This is a genomic window from Actinokineospora sp. NPDC051303 (genome assembly GCF_055586285.1).
Genome location: NZ_JBVJIN010000085.1, coordinates 1 through 17399, shown reverse-complemented (window position 1 = coordinate 17399; position 17399 = coordinate 1). Strand labels below are relative to the sequence as shown.

General features: G+C 71.7%; 22 protein-coding genes. 14 read left to right on the top strand and 8 right to left on the bottom strand.

Translation table 11 applies throughout. From position 1 onward, the window contains the following. Positions 1-377: 377 nt before the first annotated feature. Positions 378-1157 (bottom strand): carbon-nitrogen hydrolase family protein, encoded by a 780-nt coding sequence (locus ACZ6SD_RS31970; RefSeq protein WP_465320752.1) that lies wholly within the window; start codon positions 1155-1157, stop codon positions 378-380. Positions 1158-1198: 41 nt separating this feature from the next. Between ACZ6SD_RS31970 and ACZ6SD_RS31965 the strand changes: the two genes are divergently transcribed. From ACZ6SD_RS31965 to ACZ6SD_RS31940, 6 genes are all read left to right on the top strand, one after another. After that, a complete protein-coding gene (locus ACZ6SD_RS31965; RefSeq protein ID WP_465320751.1) occupies positions 1199-2692 on the top strand; it encodes an ABC transporter substrate-binding protein in 1494 nt (497 codons plus the stop codon). A 182-nt stretch (positions 2693-2874) separates the two neighbouring features. After that, positions 2875-4053, top strand: a complete 1179-nt coding sequence (locus tag ACZ6SD_RS31960) for an aminotransferase class V-fold PLP-dependent enzyme (RefSeq protein ID WP_465320750.1) — start codon at positions 2875-2877, stop codon at positions 4051-4053. Positions 4054-4144: 91 nt separating this feature from the next. Next, positions 4145-5467, top strand: a complete 1323-nt coding sequence (gene hisD / locus ACZ6SD_RS31955; protein ID WP_465320749.1) for a histidinol dehydrogenase — start codon at positions 4145-4147, stop codon at positions 5465-5467. Beyond that, positions 5464-6567, top strand: a complete 1104-nt coding sequence (locus tag ACZ6SD_RS31950; protein WP_465320748.1) for a histidinol-phosphate transaminase — start codon at positions 5464-5466, stop codon at positions 6565-6567. The genes hisD and ACZ6SD_RS31950 overlap by 4 nt, the downstream gene beginning before the upstream one ends. Continuing rightward, positions 6564-7172 (top strand): imidazoleglycerol-phosphate dehydratase HisB, encoded by a 609-nt coding sequence (gene hisB / locus ACZ6SD_RS31945; protein ID WP_465320747.1) that lies wholly within the window; start codon positions 6564-6566, stop codon positions 7170-7172. The genes ACZ6SD_RS31950 and hisB overlap by 4 nt, the downstream gene beginning before the upstream one ends. A 90-nt stretch (positions 7173-7262) precedes the next feature. Next, entirely contained in the window at positions 7263-7427 is a 165-nt protein-coding gene (locus ACZ6SD_RS31940) for a hypothetical protein (RefSeq protein WP_465320746.1), read from the top strand. 43 nt (positions 7428-7470) lie between these two features. On the opposite strand, the gene soxR is transcribed toward ACZ6SD_RS31940, so the two are convergent. The 3 genes from soxR to ACZ6SD_RS31925 form a co-directional block, all read right to left on the bottom strand. Then, positions 7471-7935: a redox-sensitive transcriptional activator SoxR gene (soxR, locus tag ACZ6SD_RS31935; RefSeq protein ID WP_465320745.1), complete on the bottom strand. Its 465-nt coding sequence runs from the start codon at positions 7933-7935 to the stop codon at positions 7471-7473. A gap of 35 nt (positions 7936-7970) precedes the next feature. Further along, positions 7971-8516, bottom strand: a complete 546-nt coding sequence (locus ACZ6SD_RS31930) for an RNA 2'-phosphotransferase (protein WP_465320754.1) — start codon at positions 8514-8516, stop codon at positions 7971-7973. A 107-nt stretch (positions 8517-8623) separates the two neighbouring features. Then, positions 8624-8869: a hypothetical protein gene (locus ACZ6SD_RS31925; protein ID WP_465320744.1), complete on the bottom strand. Its 246-nt coding sequence runs from the start codon at positions 8867-8869 to the stop codon at positions 8624-8626. Between the two features lie 124 nt (positions 8870-8993). Here ACZ6SD_RS31925 and hisH point away from each other — a divergent pair, with 124 nt between their 5' ends. Continuing rightward, positions 8994-9629, top strand: coding sequence for an imidazole glycerol phosphate synthase subunit HisH (hisH, locus tag ACZ6SD_RS31920; RefSeq protein ID WP_465320743.1), 636 nt, complete (start codon positions 8994-8996; stop codon positions 9627-9629). 59 nt (positions 9630-9688) lie between these two features. Then, a complete protein-coding gene (priA, locus tag ACZ6SD_RS31915) occupies positions 9689-10420 on the top strand; it encodes a bifunctional 1-(5-phosphoribosyl)-5-((5-phosphoribosylamino)methylideneamino)imidazole-4-carboxamide isomerase/phosphoribosylanthranilate isomerase PriA (RefSeq protein WP_465320742.1) in 732 nt (243 codons plus the stop codon). 71 nt (positions 10421-10491) lie between these two features. On the opposite strand, the gene ACZ6SD_RS31910 is transcribed toward priA, so the two are convergent. From ACZ6SD_RS31910 to ACZ6SD_RS31895, 4 genes are all read right to left on the bottom strand, one after another. Further along, positions 10492-11493: a protein kinase domain-containing protein gene (locus ACZ6SD_RS31910; protein WP_465320741.1), complete on the bottom strand. Its 1002-nt coding sequence runs from the start codon at positions 11491-11493 to the stop codon at positions 10492-10494. Positions 11494-11831: 338 nt separating this feature from the next. Continuing rightward, entirely contained in the window at positions 11832-12212 is a 381-nt protein-coding gene (locus ACZ6SD_RS31905) for a PPOX class F420-dependent oxidoreductase (RefSeq protein WP_465320740.1), read from the bottom strand. A 127-nt stretch (positions 12213-12339) separates the two neighbouring features. Then, the gene (locus tag ACZ6SD_RS31900; RefSeq protein WP_465320739.1) at positions 12340-12810 is read right to left on the bottom strand and encodes an SRPBCC family protein; all 471 of its coding nucleotides are present in this window, start codon (positions 12808-12810) and stop codon (positions 12340-12342) included. Next, the gene (locus ACZ6SD_RS31895) at positions 12807-13220 is read right to left on the bottom strand and encodes an ArsR/SmtB family transcription factor (protein WP_465320738.1); all 414 of its coding nucleotides are present in this window, start codon (positions 13218-13220) and stop codon (positions 12807-12809) included. The genes ACZ6SD_RS31900 and ACZ6SD_RS31895 overlap by 4 nt, the downstream gene beginning before the upstream one ends. A gap of 179 nt (positions 13221-13399) precedes the next feature. Here ACZ6SD_RS31895 and ACZ6SD_RS31890 point away from each other — a divergent pair, with 179 nt between their 5' ends. The 6 genes from ACZ6SD_RS31890 to ACZ6SD_RS31865 form a co-directional block, all read left to right on the top strand. Continuing rightward, entirely contained in the window at positions 13400-13855 is a 456-nt protein-coding gene (locus ACZ6SD_RS31890) for a BP74-related protein (RefSeq protein ID WP_465320737.1), read from the top strand. Between the two features lie 70 nt (positions 13856-13925). Further along, positions 13926-15563 carry an alkaline phosphatase D family protein gene (locus ACZ6SD_RS31885; RefSeq protein WP_465320736.1) on the top strand — a complete coding sequence of 546 codons (1638 nt, stop codon included), beginning with the start codon at positions 13926-13928 and terminating at the stop codon, positions 15561-15563. A 55-nt stretch (positions 15564-15618) separates the two neighbouring features. Continuing rightward, a complete protein-coding gene (hisF, locus tag ACZ6SD_RS31880) occupies positions 15619-16392 on the top strand; it encodes an imidazole glycerol phosphate synthase subunit HisF (protein WP_091448789.1) in 774 nt (257 codons plus the stop codon). Continuing rightward, positions 16389-16742 (top strand): hypothetical protein, encoded by a 354-nt coding sequence (locus tag ACZ6SD_RS31875; RefSeq protein WP_465320735.1) that lies wholly within the window; start codon positions 16389-16391, stop codon positions 16740-16742. Before hisF ends, ACZ6SD_RS31875 begins: the two co-directional genes overlap by 4 nt. Continuing rightward, positions 16739-17077, top strand: coding sequence for a phosphoribosyl-AMP cyclohydrolase (hisI, locus tag ACZ6SD_RS31870; protein WP_465320734.1), 339 nt, complete (start codon positions 16739-16741; stop codon positions 17075-17077). The genes ACZ6SD_RS31875 and hisI overlap by 4 nt, the downstream gene beginning before the upstream one ends. A gap of 170 nt (positions 17078-17247) precedes the next feature. Further along, on the top strand, positions 17248-17399 hold a 152-nt coding region (locus ACZ6SD_RS31865), incomplete at its 3' end, for a helix-turn-helix domain-containing protein (protein WP_465320753.1).

Sequence of the window (17399 nt, the reverse complement as noted above, 5' to 3'; positions counted from 1 at the left end):
GGTGGGGAGCCTTCGGCCCCACGACCACGGCGAGTTTAGGGATCTTCCTTCTCCCCCAAAGAAACCACTCCACCCCATCGAGCACTGGGCGAGCGCGGGTGCGGCCTGGCAGGAGAGCGGCTTGGCAGGAACGCGGGCTGGCAGCAGAGCGGGTTCGCTGCTTGGTCCACCGCATCGAGCACTTGGCGGGCGTTGGTTCGGCCTGGCAGGGGCGGGGTTTGCTGGTTCACGCATCGAGTACCCGGCAGGGCCGGGTACGGCTTCGCGGGGTGGGTTTGCTGCTCGTTTCGCTGCCATCGGGCACTTGGTGGTGGGTGCCCCGTTCCTTCTTCATCTGGCATCCGGCAGCTTTGGGGTTCGGTGGTGAGGGTGCGGGGTTAGAGGCGGCGGTTGGCTAGGACGGGGATGGCTTTGCGGGCCTTGTCCACCGTTGTCGGGTCTACGTCCACCAGTAGTAGGCCGGGGGTGGGGCCTAGTTGGGCCACTGCTTCGCCGAAGGGGTTTGCTGCGAGGCTGTGGCCGATGCCTAGGGGGGCTGGGCCGGTTACTGGGCCGGGGTCGGCTTGGCCGCAGGCCAAAACCCAGGATGTGGAGTCCAGGGCCCTTGCGCGCACCAGGAGTTCCCACTGTTCCCGTTTGCCTGGGCCCGCGCCCCAGGACGCGCCTATGAGGATCGCGGTGGCGCCTTGGTCTGCCAGGCCTCGGAACAACTCTGGGAAGCGGACGTCGTAGCAGGTGGCTATGCCCAGGACGGTGTCTTCCACGGTGACCGTCACCAGGGAGTTGCCGGGGGCCACGGTTCGGGATTCGGTGAAGCCGAAGGCGTCGAAGAGGTGGATCTTGTCGTAGCCCAGGTGGTTGCCCTGGCCGGTGATCAGCATTGTGTTCGTGACTCGGCCGTCGGGGGAGGGGGTGAACATGCCCGCTACCACCACTATGGCGTGTTCGTCGGCTATCTCTTGGACCGTTGTCGCCCAAGGGCCGTTCAAGGGTTCGGCTAGGGGAGCCAGGGGGACGGCGAAGCAGGCCATGGTGGCTTCGGGGAAGAGGGCCACTGCCGCGCCTTGGGTCGCTGCCTGGTGGACGGCGGTTCTGACCAAAGCCAGGTTGGCTGTCGGGTCCGGTGTCGATGTGATCTGGCACAGCGCCACGCGCATGGTCGTTCCCCTCGAAGTCGGTCCGACTAGTGTCGGGCCTCGTGCCGATTCTGCCCCGCCTTGTCGCGGTCTTCGCCGCTGTTCTGCCGGTTGCGGCCTGCACCGGTGAACCTACGCCGCCCGCGTCTGGGGACCCGGAAGGCACGTCGCTGGTGATCGGGGTCGCGGATGAGCCCGAGTCGCTGGATCCGTTGCGGGGGTACGCGCCGTTGGGGGCGGCCAAGGTGTTCGACGGGCTGGTCGAGCATGACCCGGCGGGGACTCTGCGGCCGGTGTTGGCGGCCGGGTTGCCGGGGCCGTCCGCCGATGGGCGGTCGTGGACGGTGCGGTTGCGCAACGACGTGTCGTTCAGTGATGGCAGCGCGTTCGACTCCGCTGATGTGGTGGCCACCTACCGGGGGTTGATGGGCGACGGGGCGCCGCTGCGGTCGCGGTTCTGGATGCTTGCCGGGGTGGAGGCGATCGACAAGACCACGGTGCGGTTCGACCTGAGCAAGCCGTACGCGGCCTTCGCCGACCTGTTGGTGCTGGGGGTGCGGTCGGATTCCGACACGACTGATCCGCCGGTGGGGACGGGGCCGTACAAAGTGGCCGAGTGGGTGAAGGGGGAGCGGCTGGTCCTCGCCGCCAACCAGGCGTATTTCGCCGGGGCGCCCGCGATCACCACGGTCACCGTCGAGTTCGTGCCCGATGACGAGGTGCGGGCCCAGCGGATGCGTGCGGGCAAGCTGGACGGGGCCGAACTGCCCGCCCGGCTGGCGACCGGGTTCGCGGGGGTCGACGGGCTCGCCGTGGTCGAGCACAGCAGCGCCAGCCTGCTCGCGGTGAGCCTGCCGGACGGGCCGGTGACCGGTGACCCGGCCGTGCGGCTCGCGTTGAACCTCGCCGTCGACCGGGAGGCGCTGGTGGAACGGGCGCTGGGTGGCCGGGGCGCGCCGACGTCGTTGCCGGTGCCCTCGGCGTTGGCCGAGTTCGTCGAGCCGGGGGCGGCGATCAAGCCGGACCTGGTCCGCGCCCGCGAGGTGCTGGACGCGGCGGGGTGGGCGGCCGGTGGGGACGGTGTGCGGCGCAAGGGGGACACGCTCGCCGCCTTCGAGATCGGCTACCCCGTCGCCGATGTGACCGCCCGTGACCTGGTGACGGCGTTCGCGCAGGCCGCCAGGGAAATCGGGGTGACGATCACGGCCGCGCCGACGCCGCGCGGGTCGACCGCGCAGGGGCCCCGGCTCGTGGCGTTCGGCGACCCGGTCGACCCCGACTTCTCGCTGTACCCGCTGCTGCACCCGGCCGGTGGCGACCTCGCCGCCGCGCTCGACGCGGCTCGGGCCACCACTGACCCGGCCCAGCGCGCCGCCGCGTACCGGGCGGTGCAGCGGGCCTATGCCACCGCGCCGACCATGGTGGTGCTGGCTGCGCCGACGCACAGCTACGTCATGCGGGAGAACTGGACCGGCTACGAGCCCGTGGTGGACGCCACGGGCGCCGACCACACCTGGGGGGCGTGGTGGAACCTGCAACGCTGGGCTCCCCGATGAGCGATCAGTCGGCGCAGTGCGCAAGCCCGCGAGGTCACCGAACGAGTGCGGTGGCCCGGTGAGCGAACAGTCGGCACAGTGCGTGGGCGGGCGTCGCCACCGATCTGGTGAGGTGGCCGGGTGAGGGAACGATCGACGCAGTGCGTGGACGGGCGAGGCCTCGGAACTTGTGAGGTGGCCTGGTGACCGCCATCGACCTCGCCGCCGTGCGCGCGGACACGCCCGCGTGCCGGGACCAGGTCTTCCTCGACAGCGCGGGCTCGTCGCTGCCGCCGCGCCAGGTGGTGAACGAGGTCGTCGGCCACGTGCGCCGCGAGGCCGAGGTGGGCGGCTACCGTGCCGCCGCCGAGCGGCAGGACGACCTCGACCAGGGGTACGCCCACCTCGCCGAGCTGCTGGGCTGCCAGCCGGACGAGGTGGCGTTCACCGACAGCGCCAGCCGCTCCTGGCTGGCCGCGCTCGACGCGATCCCCCTCGGCCCCGGAGACCGGGTGCTGACCACCGAGGCCGAGTACGGCGGCAACGCGATCCCGCTGCTGACCCTGGCCCGCCGGGTCGGGGCGACCGTCGAGGCGGTGCCGTCCGACGCCGATGGCGCCCTTGACGTCGACGCGCTGCGCGGGATGCTCGATGAGCGGGTGAAGCTGCTGTCACTGGTGCACGTGCCGACCAACGGCGGCCTGGTCAACCCGGTCACCGAGGCCGCGGCCGCCGTGCACGACGTCGGCGCGCTGGTCCTGCTCGACGCGTGCCAGTCGCTGGGGCAGCTGCCGATCCCGGCGGGCGCGGACATCGTCACCGGCACCGGCCGCAAGTGGCTGCGCGGCCCGCGCGGCACCGGGGTCCTGGCCGTGCGCCGGGCCGCGCTCGACCGGCTGCGGCCCCGGCTGGTCGACCTGCGCGGCGGCTCCTGGGAGAGCCTGGACGAGGTCCGCCTGCTCGACGACGCGCGCGTGTTCGAGCTGTGGGAGTGCGGCGTCGCCGAGCGGCTGGGGCTCATCGCCGCCACCCGGTACGCGCTGGGCCTGGGGGTCGACCGGATCGCGGCGGCGGTCGGGGAGCGCGCCGAGCGGCTGCGCGCCGGGCTGGCCGCGATCCCCGGCGTCGAGGTCCGCGACCTGGGCAGCCGCCGCTGCGGGTTGGTCAGCTTCACCGTCGAGGGGATGAGCGCGGAACGGGTCCGGGCGGCGCTGCTCGCCCAGGACGTCACGGTGACCGTCAGCGGGGCGAGTTCGACCCGCTACGACATGACCCGCCGCGGGCTGGCCCAGGTGGTGCGCGCCTCGCCGCACTACTTCGTCTCGCCGGAGCAGATCGACCAGGCCGTGGCCGCCGTCGCGGCCCTGGAACGCGACCGCTGACCGGACTAGCTGTGACCTCGGGTACCGCCCCGATCGGGCCCATCCGTGCAGCGCATATTCTGGGGAGGTCCCCTCGTCCTGGAAGGACCTCATGCTGACGCGTACCGACCTGCGTTCCGCCCTCCCGTCGCCCGCCGAGCTGCGCACCACGCTGCCGCGGGCCGAGGTCGACGTGGACGCGGTGCTGCATCAGGTCCGCCCCATCGTGGACGACGTGCGGGCGCGGGGCGTCGAGGCGGCCCTGGAGTACACCGAGAAGTTCGACCAGGTCCGGCCGGAGTCGGTCCGGGTGCCGGTGGCCCACCTCGACCGCGCCTTGGCCGAGCTGGCCGCGCCGGTCCGGGCGGCGCTGGGCGAGGCCATCGCCCGCGCCCGGGTCGTGCACAACGAGCAGCGGCGGGTCGAGACCACCACCCAGGTCGCGCCCGGCGGCATGGTCACCGAGCGCTGGGCCCCGGTCGGCCGGGTCGGGCTCTACGCCCCCGGCGGGCTCGCGGTGTACCCGTCGACCGTGGTGATGAACGTGGTGCCCGCCCAGGCCGCCGGGGTCGAGTCGCTGGTCGTGTGCTCGCCGCCGCAGGCCGAGTTCGGCGGCCTGCCGCACCCGGGCATCCTGGCCACCGCCGCGCTGCTCGGCGTGGACGAGGTGTGGGCGGTCGGCGGCGCGCAGGCCGTGGCGCTGCTCACCTACGGCGGCCTCGACACCGACGGCGCGGAGCTTGCCCCCGTCGACATGGTCACCGGGCCCGGCAACATCTACCTGACCGCGGCCAAGCGGCTGGTGCGCGGGCTGGTCGGCATCGACGCCGAGGCCGGGCCGACCGAGATCGCCATCCTCGCCGACTCCGGAGCCGACCCGGCGCACGTCGCCGCCGACCTGATCAGCCAGGCCGAGCACGACCCCCTGGCGGCCAGCGTCCTGGTCACCGACTCGGTCGCGCTCGCCGACGCGGTGGACGCCGAGCTGGCCCGCCGGGTGCCGCTGACCAAGCACAGCGAGCGTGTGGAGACCGCGTTGCGCGGCAAGCAGTCCGGCACGATCCTGGTGTCCTCTGTGGACGACGGCATCCGGGTGGTGGACGCCTACGCCGCCGAGCACCTGGAGATCCAGACTGCCGACGCGCGCGCGGTGGCCAGCCGGGTGCGCAGCGCGGGCGCCATCTTCGTCGGCCCGTACGCCCCGGTCTCCCTGGGCGACTACTGCGCGGGCTCCAACCACGTGTTGCCCACCGGCGGCTGCGCGCGGCACTCGTCGGGCCTGTCGGTGCAGACGTTCCTGCGCCACATCCACGTGGTCGACTACAGCGAGGCCGCGCTGCGCGCGGTCGCCGGGCACGTCGTCGCCCTGGCCACCGCCGAGGGCCTGCCCGCGCACGCCGAGGCCGTCACCGCCCGGTTCCCGGAGGGATTGTGAGCACACCGGGACAGCGGGCGGCGCTGTCGGACCTGCCGCTGCGCGAGGACCTGCGCGGGCGCTCGCCGTATGGGGCGCCGCAACTGGACGTGCCGTACCAGTTGAACACCAACGAGAACCCGTACCCGCCGCCGCCCGCGCTCGTCGCCGACATCACCGCCGCGGTCGCGGAGATCGCGGCCACCCTGCACCGCTACCCCGACCGGGACGCGGTCGGGCTGCGCGCGGACCTCGCGGACTACCTGACCGCGGCCACCGGCGTCGGGCTGAGCACGGCGAACCTGTGGGCCGCCAACGGGTCCAACGAGGTGCTGCAACAGATCCTGCAGGCCTTCGGCGGCCCGGGGCGCACCGCGCTCGGCTTCGAGCCGTCGTACTCGATGCACCCGATCATCGCCGCGGGCACCCGCACCGAGTGGGCGCCGACCCCGCGCCGGGCGGACTTCTCCCTCGACGTGGCCGCCGCGGCGGCCGTGCTCGCCGAGCGCGCGCCGGACGTGGTGTTCGTGACCAGCCCTAACAATCCGACCGGGCAGTCGATCCCGCTCGCGGACCTGCGCGCGTTGGTCGCCGCCGCGCCCGCGATCGTGGTCGTGGACGAGGCCTACGCGGAGTTCTCGCCGCAGGAGAGCGCGGTCGCGCTCATCGAGGAGTTCCCCACCAAGGTGATCGTCAGCCGCACCATGAGCAAGGCGTTCGCCTTCGCGGGCGGGCGGCTCGGCTACCTCGCCGCCGCGCCCGCCATGGTCGACGCGCTGTTGTTGGTGCGCCTGCCTTATCACCTGTCGTCGCTGACCCAGGCCGCCGCCCGCGCCGCCCTGCGGCACGCCGACGAGACGCTGGCCTCGGTGCACGCCCTGGCCGCCGAGCGCGACCGGGTGGCGCTGGAGCTGGCCGGGCTCGGCGCGGCGGTCGTGCCAAGCGACGCCAACTTCATCCTGTTCGGACACTTCGCCGACCCGAACGCCGCCTGGCAGTCCTATTTGGACCGGGGCGTGCTCATCCGGGACGTCGGCATCCCCGGGCACCTGCGGGTCACCGTGGGCACACCGGCGGAGAACGACGCGTTCCTGGCCGCCAGTAAGGAGATCGTGCAGTGAGCACCACCAACCGCGTCGGCCGGGTCGAGCGGGTCACCAAGGAGTCCTCGGTCCTGGTCGAGATCGACCTCGACGGCTCAGGCAAGGTCGAGGTCTCGACCGGTGTGCCGTTCTACGACCACATGCTCACCGCGTTCGGCGCGCACGGCTCGTTCGACCTGACCGTCCGGGCCACCGGCGACATCGAGATCGACGCCCACCACACCGTCGAGGACGTCGCCATCGTCCTCGGCCAGGCGCTGCGCGCCGCGCTCGGCGACAAGGCGGGCATCCGCCGCTTCGGCGACGCCTGGATCCCGATGGACGAGACCCTGGCGCACGCCGCGGTCGACGTCTCCGGCAGGCCGTACTGCGTGCACACCGGCGAGCCGGAGGTCATGGTCGGCTTCACCGTCGGCGGCAACTACCCGACCGTGCTCAACCGGCACGTGTTCGAGTCGATCGCCTTCCACGCCCAGATCGCCCTGCACCTGCGGGTCATCCACGGCCGCGACCCGCACCACATCACCGAGGCCGAGTACAAGGCGTTCGCCCGGGCGCTGCGCGCGGCGTCCGAACCGGACCCCAGGGTCGGCGGCATCCCCTCCACCAAGGGCGTGCTCTAGAGTTCGCTGGTCCGCCACGGCAGCGGGAACGGCAAGGCGGGAACGGCAAGGCGGGAACGGCAAGGCGGGAACGGCAAGGAAGGTGCGCAGGTGCCCAAGGAAGTCGTCGTCATCGGCCTGATCGCCCTCGCGGGCATCCTCGTCGGCGGGGTCTACACGACGTGGAAGTCGGCCAAGGTGATGGCGGTGATCCTGTTGCTGCTGGCGCTGCTCGCCGCGGGTGGCGCGATCGCTTGGTACGTGTCCGCGTCTTGATCCGGCTGCCTTGACCCGGCTGTCCTGACCCGGCCGTTCAGCCTCAGCTGATGCCGCCCTCGCTGCCCGCCTTGAGGCGGGGCGCGCCCGGCCCGAAGGCGGCCAGCTGGTCGTCGCCGTTGACCAGCAGGCAGGACTTGAGGGACAGGCAGCCGCAGCCGATGCAGGACGTGAGGTTGTCGCGCAGCCGCTGCAGCGCGTCGATGCGGGCGTCGATCTCGGCGCGCCAGGTCTTCGACAGCCTGGTCCAGTCGACCTTGGTCGGGGTGCGCCGGTCCGGCAGCGTCTCCAGCGCGTCGCGGATCTCCTCCAGGCTCAGGCCGACGCGCTGGGCGGTGCGGATGAACGCGAGCCGCCGCAGGACCGCGCGCGGGTAGCGGCGCTGGTTGCCCGCGGTGCGCTCGGAGTGGATCAGGCCGCGCTCCTCGTAGAAGCGCAGCGCGGTGTGCGGGACTCCGCTGCGGTCGGCGACCTCGCCGATGGTCAGCGTCTCGGGCAGCTTGGACACCCCGCCGAGCCTACCGTGGCCGGTTTAGCGCGACCTCAAGGTAGGTCTAAGTACTGGACGGGCACGTGGGCGACCAGCCAGACGCCGTTCGCGCTGAGGTGGAACGCGTGGCCGTCGGCGGCCATCGCGGCGGCGGCGACGGTCAGGACGACCGGCTTGCCGCGCCGCGCGCCGACCCGGACCGCGGTGTCGCGGGTGGCGGACAGGTGCACGTCGTGGCGGCTCATCGGGCGCAGCCCCTCGGCCCGGATCGCGGGCAGGGCGGCGGCCACGGTGCCGTGGTAGAGCGTCTCGGGCGGCTCGGCCCGCGACAGTCCCAGGTCGACGGGCACGCTGTGCCCCTGGCTGGCCCGGATGCGCGTGCCGGTCTCGTCAAAGGCGAACCGCGTCTTGTCGTTCTCCGCGACGACGCGCTCCAGCAGGTCCCGGCTCATCCGGGCGCCGTGCCGCGCGAGGGCGGCGAGCAAATCGTCTACGGCCACCCAGCCCGCCCGGTCGAGGGTGATGCCGACGCTGTCGGGCGCGTGCCGCAACACGAGCGACAGCCGCTTCGAGAGGCGAATGATGTTCTTGTCTTCCATTTCGGAAGGCATTGGACCACAGCGGGGCGCGCTGGCGTAGCGGGTTTCGGGACGGCGAAACAGCCGATCAGTCCGTGGTGGACACGCGAGCGCCCGCGCCGAGCGCGTCAGGCGGGGGCTGGGTAGGTTCGCTGCTCGACGGGAGCGGGGATCTCCAGTTCCTCGGTGGTCAGCGGATCATCCGTTCGGGGGGCGAGCAGCGCGGCAGCGATGCCGATCCACAGCAGGGCCAGCGGTGCGGGCCAGAGCACGCCTTTCGAGAAGGCGATGTAGGTGTTCACCAAGGCCGCGATCACCAGGATCGCGGCCAGTAGCCAGCGGACCGGCCGTCTGTCCAGCGTCCGAGCCGTCACTGTGAGTCCTCCACTCCCGATACCCCGACCTAGTATTCGCGGGCTGGAGTACCCGTTCGAGTGGTGGATCTATCCGACTTTTTATTACGGTTCGGTCACGGCCGGTGGGCGCTACGCTGGGCGGGTGGCACGAGTCGTCGTACTGGACTACGGATCCGGCAATCTTCGGTCGGCTGAGCGCGCGTTGCGGCGCGTCGGCGCGGACGTCGAGGTGACCGGGGACTTTCACGCCGCCCTGGAGTGCGACGCCCTCGTCGTGCCCGGGGTCGGCGCCTACGCGGCCTGCATGGCCGGGCTGCTCGCGGTGCGCGGCGACCGGATCATCGGCCGCAGGCTCGCGGGCGGGCGGCCGGTGCTGGGCATCTGCGTCGGCATGCAGATCCTGTTCGACCGGGGCATCGAGCACGGCGTCGAGACCGAAGGCTGCGGGCAGTGGCCCGGCGTCGTGGATCGCCTGGAGGCCGACGTGGTGCCGCACATGGGGTGGAACACCGTCCGGGCGCCGGAGAAATCCGTGCTGTTCAAGGGGCTCGGCCCGGACACCCGGTTCTACTTCGTGCACTCCTACGCCGCCCGCTCCTGGGACCTGCGCCCCGAGCCGCCGATGATCGAGCCGCTGGTGACCTGGGCCACGCACGGCGACGACTTCGTGGCCGCCGCCGAGAACGGCCCGCTCTCGGCCACCCAGTTCCACCCGGAGAAGTCCGGCGACGCGGGCGCGCAGCTGTTGGAGAACTGGCTCGCCGACACCACCGGCTGAGCACGCGGACCCATCGGCCACCTGTCAGGTCGCCGGACGGCACCGCTTAGGCTGACCGGGTGAGCTTCTACCTGCTGCCCGCCGTCGACGTCGCCGATGGCCAAGCCGTCCGCCTCACCCAGGGTGAGGCGGGCACCGAGACCCACTACGGCTCCCCGCTGGAGGCCGCGCTGGCCTGGCAGGCCGACGGCGCCGAGTGGGTCCACCTGGTCGACCTCGACGCCGCGTTCGGCCGGGGGAGCAACCGCGCGCTGCTCGCCGAGGTCGTGGGCAGGCTCGACGTCAACGTCGAGCTGTCCGGCGGCATCCGCGACGACGAGTCGCTGGCGGCGGCGCTGTCCACCGGCTGCACCCGGGTCAACCTGGGCACCGCGGCGCTGGAGAACCCCGAGTGGTGCGCCAAGGCGATCGCCGCGCACGGCGAGCAGGTGGCCGTTGGCCTCGACGTCCGCATCACCGACGGCGTCCACCGGGTCGCCGCGCGCGGGTGGACCACCGACGGCGGCGACCTCTGGGAGGTCCTCGACCGCCTCGACCGCGACGGCTGCTCCCGGTACGTGGTGACCGACGTGAGCAAGGACGGCACGTTGCAAGGCCCCAACCTGGACCTGCTGCGCGCCGTCTGCGCCAAGACCGACGCGCCGGTGATCGCCTCCGGCGGGGTGTCCACTGTGGATGACGTGCGCGCGCTGGCCGCCCTGGCTGACCTCGGCGTGGAGGGCGCGATCGTCGGCAAAGCGCTCTACGCGGGCAACTTCACCCTGCCGCAGGCTCTCGCCGCGATCGGCTAAGCCGCGCCTGCGGCGAGGAAGCGGGGCCGCTCCTGTTTCGCGCGGAACCTGTGCGGTCGAACCGGGCCGCGTCAGCTTTGCTCGTCGCGCGGTCGGGGGATGCGGCGGGTGAGGTTGGCGCGCCGCCGGGCCTCGGCGCGGTCGTGGGACCCGCGGTGCAGCACGTAGTCCCGCAGGTAGTCCACTGTGGACGTCCGAACTGGACGGACGAGCCGGTCGTCCTCGAACGGCTCCGCCGCCTCGTCGACCGGCGGGCGCGACCTCGGGTCGGGGTGCGCCAGCCAGTCGAGGTGAGTGGTCAGCTTCGGCGACAGCCGCGTGTCCCAGCTCAGCGGGGCGCCCGCGGCCACCGCCTCGGCGGGAACGGCGAAGCCGTGGTGGGCGGGCGGCCGACCGGTCAGGTACTGGTGGGCCAGCAGCCCGTAGGCGAACACGTCGACCGCCGTGGTGAGCACGCTCGACCGGATCGCGGTGTCGCCGCGGGCGTACCGCAGCCACTCCGGCGCGCCGAAGGCCGGGTCGCCGCCGATGGCCGCGCGCGCGGGCGGTGAGCCAGCCAGGTAGGCGTGGTCGAAGCCAACCAGCAGGGGAACGCGCCGGTCTCCGTTGCGGTGCAGCACGTTGCGCGGCGTCAGGTCGCCGTGCGCGATCCCGCGCCGGTGCAGCAGCCCGATGCCCTCGGCGATCCCGCCGAGCAGCGCGGCGAGTCGCGCGCCGGTCATCTCATGCGGGACGACGTCATCGGCCACGCGCACCCGCCGGGTCACCGAGTAATAGCGGCCGCCCTCGGCGAAGAAATCGACCGGGGGCACCAAAGTCTCCACACCGGGGCCCGCCGAGCGCAGCCGCTCCAGCACCGCGCGGTGCCGCTTCTCGAACCGCGCGCACTCGGCCAGCCGCGCCCGCCGCTCATCCCGGCCCGCGTCCGGCGGCGGCCAGGTCGGCGCGCGGAACTCCTTGACGACGTAGGCCTCGCCGTCCTTCTCGGCGAAAGCCCACACACTCGTGCCCCCGGGCGATTCGGACGGCTGCCCGATAATCCGGTAGCCGTGGACACTCTCGTCCTGCTTCACCGGAGATCCCCGACACGACGCGCACGATGTGCCGGTGATTCGGTCGCAAGCTCGCTCATCGCGCACCTCGCCGGTGAAAGGGCTCAACTCGAATGGTGGTTGTGGTTAGGCCATGCGTGTGACCGCGCCAGGTGAAAGGGCAGGTTGTCAAACCGGCGGTCGCCTGTCCAGTGCTACCGGCGGGTAATGGGTGGTCGCATGTTGTCTATTTCGCCTGCCTCGAATCGGCGATTTTCGGTCACCGCGACGTCGTTGGCCGGAATGCGACAAATAACTCCCGGGTGGGAAGATTCCGGAATGCGCCGCCGAGTCGGGCGGCTTCGTCGGCCCGGCGGGATTCAGTCGAGGGTGATCGCGATGCCGATGGTGCCCTCGGGGCCTCGGCGGAGTCGGCTGCCGAGCATGGTGATGCGGCCGACGAGGCCGTATTTGCGCTGGATGAGTTTGCGGGTGTGCTCGGAGCCGTCCGCGTCGAGCAGGCGGGCGGTGCCGGGGGCCACGGGGCCGGACTTGGCGCCGCGGAAGTCGCACTCGGCGACCTCGACGCGGCCGTTGTTGCGAATCCGCTTGACCTTGCCGGAATTGGCCACCGTCCAGACCAGCAGGTCCGTGCCGTCGCGGGCCACCCAGACCGGGGTCGGCACCGCCGTGCCGTCCCGCTTGAAAGTCGTGACGAGCAGGTACTTGCCGTCGCCGAGGCGCGCCACATCCGAATCCATGGCCGGGACCCTACCCCCGCCGGTCGCGGCGCACCGAGAGTCCACTGAGGACACGGCGGCCCCGGCTGCACGCCGGGGCCGCTGACGGGGCCGCCGCACCTGCTCGGCGGCCCCGTCCCTGGCTCGCTCAGAGCGTGGGAAGCAGTTCGGTCAGCCGCTCCATGGAGTCGTTGACGCCGTGCTCCATGCCCGCTTCGATGTGCGCGTCGCGGGCCTCGACGCTCTGGTGGACCGAGTGCATCCGCAGCAGGGTGCGCCCGTCGCGCTCCTCGAACGTGACGCGCTCCAAGGTGACGTGGCCGGGGGCGCCCTCGAACTCGAAGGTCTGCGTGATGCCCGCGACCGACGGCTCGCCGTGGAAGACGCCATGGAAGCCGTACTCGGAGCCGTCCTCGTCGGTGTGCACATAGCGCCACGCGCCGCCGTGGTGGAACTCGTACTGGTCGACCTTCATCGACAACCGGCGCGGGCCGAGCCACTGCACCAGCAGTTCCGGCTCGGAGTAGGCGCGGAAGAGCAATTCGGCTGGCGCGTCGAACTCGCGGGTCACCTCGATGAATGGCGTGCCGGAGGGCGCTGTGATGGTGGTCTCGCTCATGACTGGGTTTCCTTTCGGGACTGGGATCGGGACTGGGATTCGCTGGGGTCGGTCTTGGCTGCCCGCTCCTGTAGGCGGGCGAGCAGTTCGTCGAGCCGGTCGTGGCTCTCCTGCCAGTACTCGCGGTAGCCGGCCAGCCATTGGGTCGCCGTGCGCAAGGGCTCCGCCTCCAGGTGGCTGAGGCGGGCGGTCGCCCGGCGGCTGCGGGTGATCAGCCCGGCCTGCTCCAGCACCTTGAGGTGCCGGGAGATGGCCGGTTGCGAGACGTGGAACGGGGCGGCCAACTCCGCCACGTTCGCGTCTCCCTCCCGCAGCCGTTGGAGGATCGCCCGCCGGGTGGGATCGGCCAGCGCCCCGAACACGGCGCTGAGCTGGTCCGACGTCGACTCTGTCGGCCTCGGTTCTGTCATTCATAACCATTTCGTTCTAGAAGCGATGGGTTAAGGATGCACCCGCGCGGCCGGTCCGTCAAGCCCCTTCGTCCTCTTTGGAGTGGAGTTCGCGGCGACGCTCGGCACGGATCGCGCACGTCTCATTACTTTCGGTGCTGCCTGGGGTTTCCAGGCGCAGACCGATACCGGAGGTGCTCGTGCGACGTCTCATCCGCAGGCTCGGAGTGCTCACTCTGCTCGTGCCGCTGGCCCTGTCCGCTGCTCCACCCGTCCACGCCCAGCCCGCGGGTGGCTCCGACCCGCGGGGCGCGGCCGAGGTGGTCTACTTCGAGTTCACCGACATCACCCGGGAGACGTTCGTCCTCGCGCTCGCCGACTCGGACAAGATCGAGAAGGCGCGCGAGATCCTGAGCGGGGAGGAGACCGACCGGGTCCACGTCGTCGGGCGGATCGTGAAGCGGTCCGCGGACTACAACTCGCGATGGAGCTACCACCTCAACCCGGAGACCATCGACTTCTTCGAGGCCGCCATCGAGGTCTGCGACGCGACGATCCCCTACGTCGAGGACCACCTCGACGAGGCGGGCGGCGCGTTCCTGCCCGGCCTGGTCTGGTGCGACTGGACTTCCCGGCTGACCCGCGAACTGTCGTAGCGGCCGGTTCGAGGAAAGTTCATCCGGAAGTAGGGTGTGACAGATAGCCCGCTCGTGTATCACTGGCGGCGTGACCCCTTCCTCCGCGTTCGACCGCCGCGCCTTCCTCAAGTCCTCCGCCGTCGCGGGCGGCGTCCTGCTCGTCCCGGCCGCCGTGGCCGGACGGGCCGGGGCCGCGTCCTCGCCGCGGTTCGCGCACGGCGTCGCCTCCGGCGACCCGCTGCCGGACGGGGTCCTGCTCTGGACCCGGGTCACGCCCACTCCAGACGCGACGCCCGGCTCCGGCGTCGGGCCCGAGGTGGAGGTCAGGTGGGAGGTCGCCGCGGACGCGGACTTCGCCACCGTGGTCCGGTCCGGCGCCGTCGCGACCGGGCCGGACCACGATCACACCGTCAAGGTGGCGGTCGACGGGCTGGCCCCGGCGACCGCCTACCACTACCGGTTCCTCCTCGACGGCGTGCCGTCGCCGACCGGCCGCACCCGGACCGCCCCGGCCGTGGACGCCGACGTGCGCGGGCTGCGGCTTGGGCTGGTCTCCTGTTCCAACTGGCAAGCGGGCTACTTCTCCGCCTACCGCCACCTCGCCGCCCGCGGCGACCTCGACGGCGTGCTGCACGTCGGCGACTACCTCTACGAGTACCCGGCGGGCAGCTACGGGGCCCGCGGCGTGACCGTCCGGCCGCACGAGCCCGCGGGCGAGATGGTCGCTCTCGCCGACTACCGCCGCCGCCACGCCCAGTACAAGACCGACCCCGACTTGCAGGCCCTGCACGCGGCGCGGCCCTGGTTCATCACCTGGGACGATCATGAATACGCCAACGACGCGTGGTCCGGCGGCGCGGAGAACCACCAGCCCGCCGAGGGCGACTGGGCCGCCCGCAAGGCAGCCGCCCGCCAGGCGTACTTCGAGTGGATGCCCGTCCGCCAAGGCCCGGGCGGGGAGATTTACCGCCGGTTCCGGTGGGGCCGCCTCGCCGAGCTGTCCCTGCTCGACCTGCGCAGCTACCGCTCCCTACAGACCACCCCGTCCTCGGGCGACCCGGCCGACCCGGTCCGCACCATCACCGGCGACCCGCAGATGGCCTGGCTCAAGTCCGGCCTCGCGGCCACGGACGCGACCTGGAAGCTCGTCGGCAACTCCGTGATGATCACCCCGATCTCGGTTGGCAACCTGGAGGCCCGCTTCGCCGAAGCTCTCGGCGGCCTGATCGGCCTGCCGGTGGGCGGCGTCGCGGCCAACTCCGACGCGTGGGACGGGTACACCGCCGACCGCCAGGAGCTGCTGGGCCACCTCAAGGACAACCGGGTCAAGAACACCGTGTTCCTGACCGGCGACATCCACTCGTCGTGGGCGGCGGACGTCCCGCTGGACCGGTCGAGCTACTGGTGGAACGGCAACAGCGCGGCCACCGAGTTCGTCACCACCTCGGTCACCAGCGACAACATCGATGACATCCTCAAAGCCGAGCCGCGAACCTTGTCCGTGGTGGTCGAAGCGGCGCTGCGGACCGGCAACCCGCACCTCAAGTACACCGAACTTGACTCGCACGGCTACTCGGTGGTCGACGTCACCCCCGAGCGCCTCCAGACCGACTGGTACTACGTCGCCGACCGCACCAGCCCCACCTCCACCGTCCGGCACGCGAAGTCGCTCGCCACCAAGGCGGGCACCCAGAAGGTCACTTCGGCGAGCGGCCCGGTGGGCTGAGCCGTCCCTTGTGGTCGTGCTCGGGGCCGCGTCGGCGCCCCGTAGGCTCGACGGCATGTCAGTAGCGGTGCGCGTGATCCCCTGCCTGGACGTCGACGCCGGGCGGGTCGTCAAAGGCGTCAACTTCACCGACCTCGTCGACGCGGGCGACCCGGTGGCGCTGGCCGCCGCCTACGACGCCGAGGGCGCCGACGAGCTCACCTTCCTCGACGTGACCGCGTCCTCTTCGGACCGGGAAACCACGTTCGACGTGGTGCGCCGTACCGCGGAGCAGGTGTTCATCCCGCTCACGGTCGGCGGCGGCGTCCGGACCGTCGAGGACGTCGACAAACTGCTGCGCGCCGGGGCGGACAAAGTGGGCGTCAACACCGCCGCCATCGCCCGCCCCGAGTTCCTGCGCGAGGCGTCGCACCGCTACGGCGCCCAGTGCATCGTGCTCTCGGTCGACGCCCGCCGGGTGCCGGAGGGATCGGCGCCCACCCCGTCCGGCTTCGAGGTCACCACCCACGGCGGCAGGCGCGGCACCGGCCTCGACGCGGTGGAGTGGGCCGCCCGAGGGCAGGAACTGGGCGTGGGGGAGATCCTGCTCAACTCGATGGACGCCGACGGCACCAAGGCGGGCTTCGACCTGGAGCTGATCAGCATGGTCCGCGCCCGGGTCGACGTCCCGCTGATCGCCAGCGGCGGCGCGGGCGCCCTGGAGCACTTTCCGCCCGCGGTGGAACGCGGCGCGGACGCGGTACTCGCGGCCAGCGTGTTCCACTTCGGACAGCTGCGCATCGGCGAGGTGAAGGACACCCTGCGCGCCGCGGGCGTCGAGGTTCGGTGAGCGGTCGTCCGCTGGAAGTCCGCGTCGCGGCGGTTCTCCTGGCGGGCGCGGCGGTGGCGTTCGCCGGGCTAGGTGTCGCGCGGTCCTTTTTGGACAGTGGGGCGCTGCGGTTTCCGCTTGGGCTCGGCGTGTTGGGGCTGCTCGCGGCTGTCGCGGTCGTGCTCGGCCGGGGGGTGGTGGCGGCGCAGGGTTTTGCGGCTGTCGCGGCGGTGGCGCACGTGCTGGTCGCGCTTGGCGGGGTGTCCGTTGGGGTGCGGGCCGGGTCGGGTGTGCTGGCCGCCGTGCACGGCTATGTGGTTGTTTTGTTGCTGACCCGCCCGGCGCGGGAGTACTTCGGAGGTGCTCGATGAGCGGACTCGACCCTGAGATCGCTGGGCTGCTCAAGCGTAACGCTGAGGGGCTGGTGTGCGCGGTGGCGCAGCAGCGGGAGACCAATGAGGTGTTGATGGTCGCCTGGATGAACGACGAGGCGCTGCACCGGACTCTGACTACGCGGCGGGCCACGTACTTTTCTCGGAGTCGGCAGGAGTTGTGGGTGAAGGGGGAGACCTCTGGACACACGCAGCGGGTGCATGATGTTCGGCTTGATTGTGATGGGGACACGGTTTTGGTGGTGGTTGATCAGGTGGATGGGGCCTGTCACACCGGGGATCGGACCTGCTTTGACGCTCGGCCGCTGTTGTAGGTGCTGCGGGGGCTCGCTTGGGTGGGGTTGCTCTCTGGGGTTCCGTGGCCGGGCTGGTGCTGTCTGCTCGATGGGGTGGAGTGGTTTCTTTGGGGCCTTGGTCTCAACCGGTCGGTGCGACACTGTGGGATGATCTTGGGGACTGATCGGAGTGTCGCCTGGTGGCGTTGATGGTGCCGTTGTCCTCGGACGAGCGGGAGACGATTTCCCGGGAGCTGGCCGTTGGCCGCTCTCACCGGAAGATCGGGTTGTTGTTGGGCAGGCATCATTCGGTGATCTCTCGGGAGGTCGCCCGCAACGGCGGCAACCAGAGATACCGGGC

Excerpts from the sequence above, each read along its gene's own strand:
- ACZ6SD_RS31905 (WP_465320740.1), bottom strand. The coding sequence starts at position 12,212 with ATGGATTCGGATGTGGCGCGCCTCGGCGACGGCAAGTACCTGCTCGTC.
- ACZ6SD_RS31900 (WP_465320739.1), bottom strand. The coding sequence starts at position 12,810 with ATGAGCGAGACCACCATCACAGCGCCCTCCGGCACGCCATTCATCGAG.
- ACZ6SD_RS31895 (WP_465320738.1), bottom strand. The coding sequence starts at position 13,220 with ATGACAGAACCGAGGCCGACAGAGTCGACGTCGGACCAGCTCAGCGCC.
- hisD (WP_465320749.1), top strand. The coding sequence starts at position 4,145 with ATGCTGACGCGTACCGACCTGCGTTCCGCCCTCCCGTCGCCCGCCGAG.
- hisF (WP_091448789.1), top strand. The coding sequence starts at position 15,619 with ATGTCAGTAGCGGTGCGCGTGATCCCCTGCCTGGACGTCGACGCCGGG.
- ACZ6SD_RS31970 (WP_465320752.1), bottom strand. The coding sequence starts at position 1,157 with ATGCGCGTGGCGCTGTGCCAGATCACATCGACACCGGACCCGACAGCC.
- hisI (WP_465320734.1), top strand. The coding sequence starts at position 16,739 with ATGAGCGGACTCGACCCTGAGATCGCTGGGCTGCTCAAGCGTAACGCT.
- ACZ6SD_RS31930 (WP_465320754.1), bottom strand. The coding sequence starts at position 8,516 with ATGGAAGACAAGAACATCATTCGCCTCTCGAAGCGGCTGTCGCTCGTG.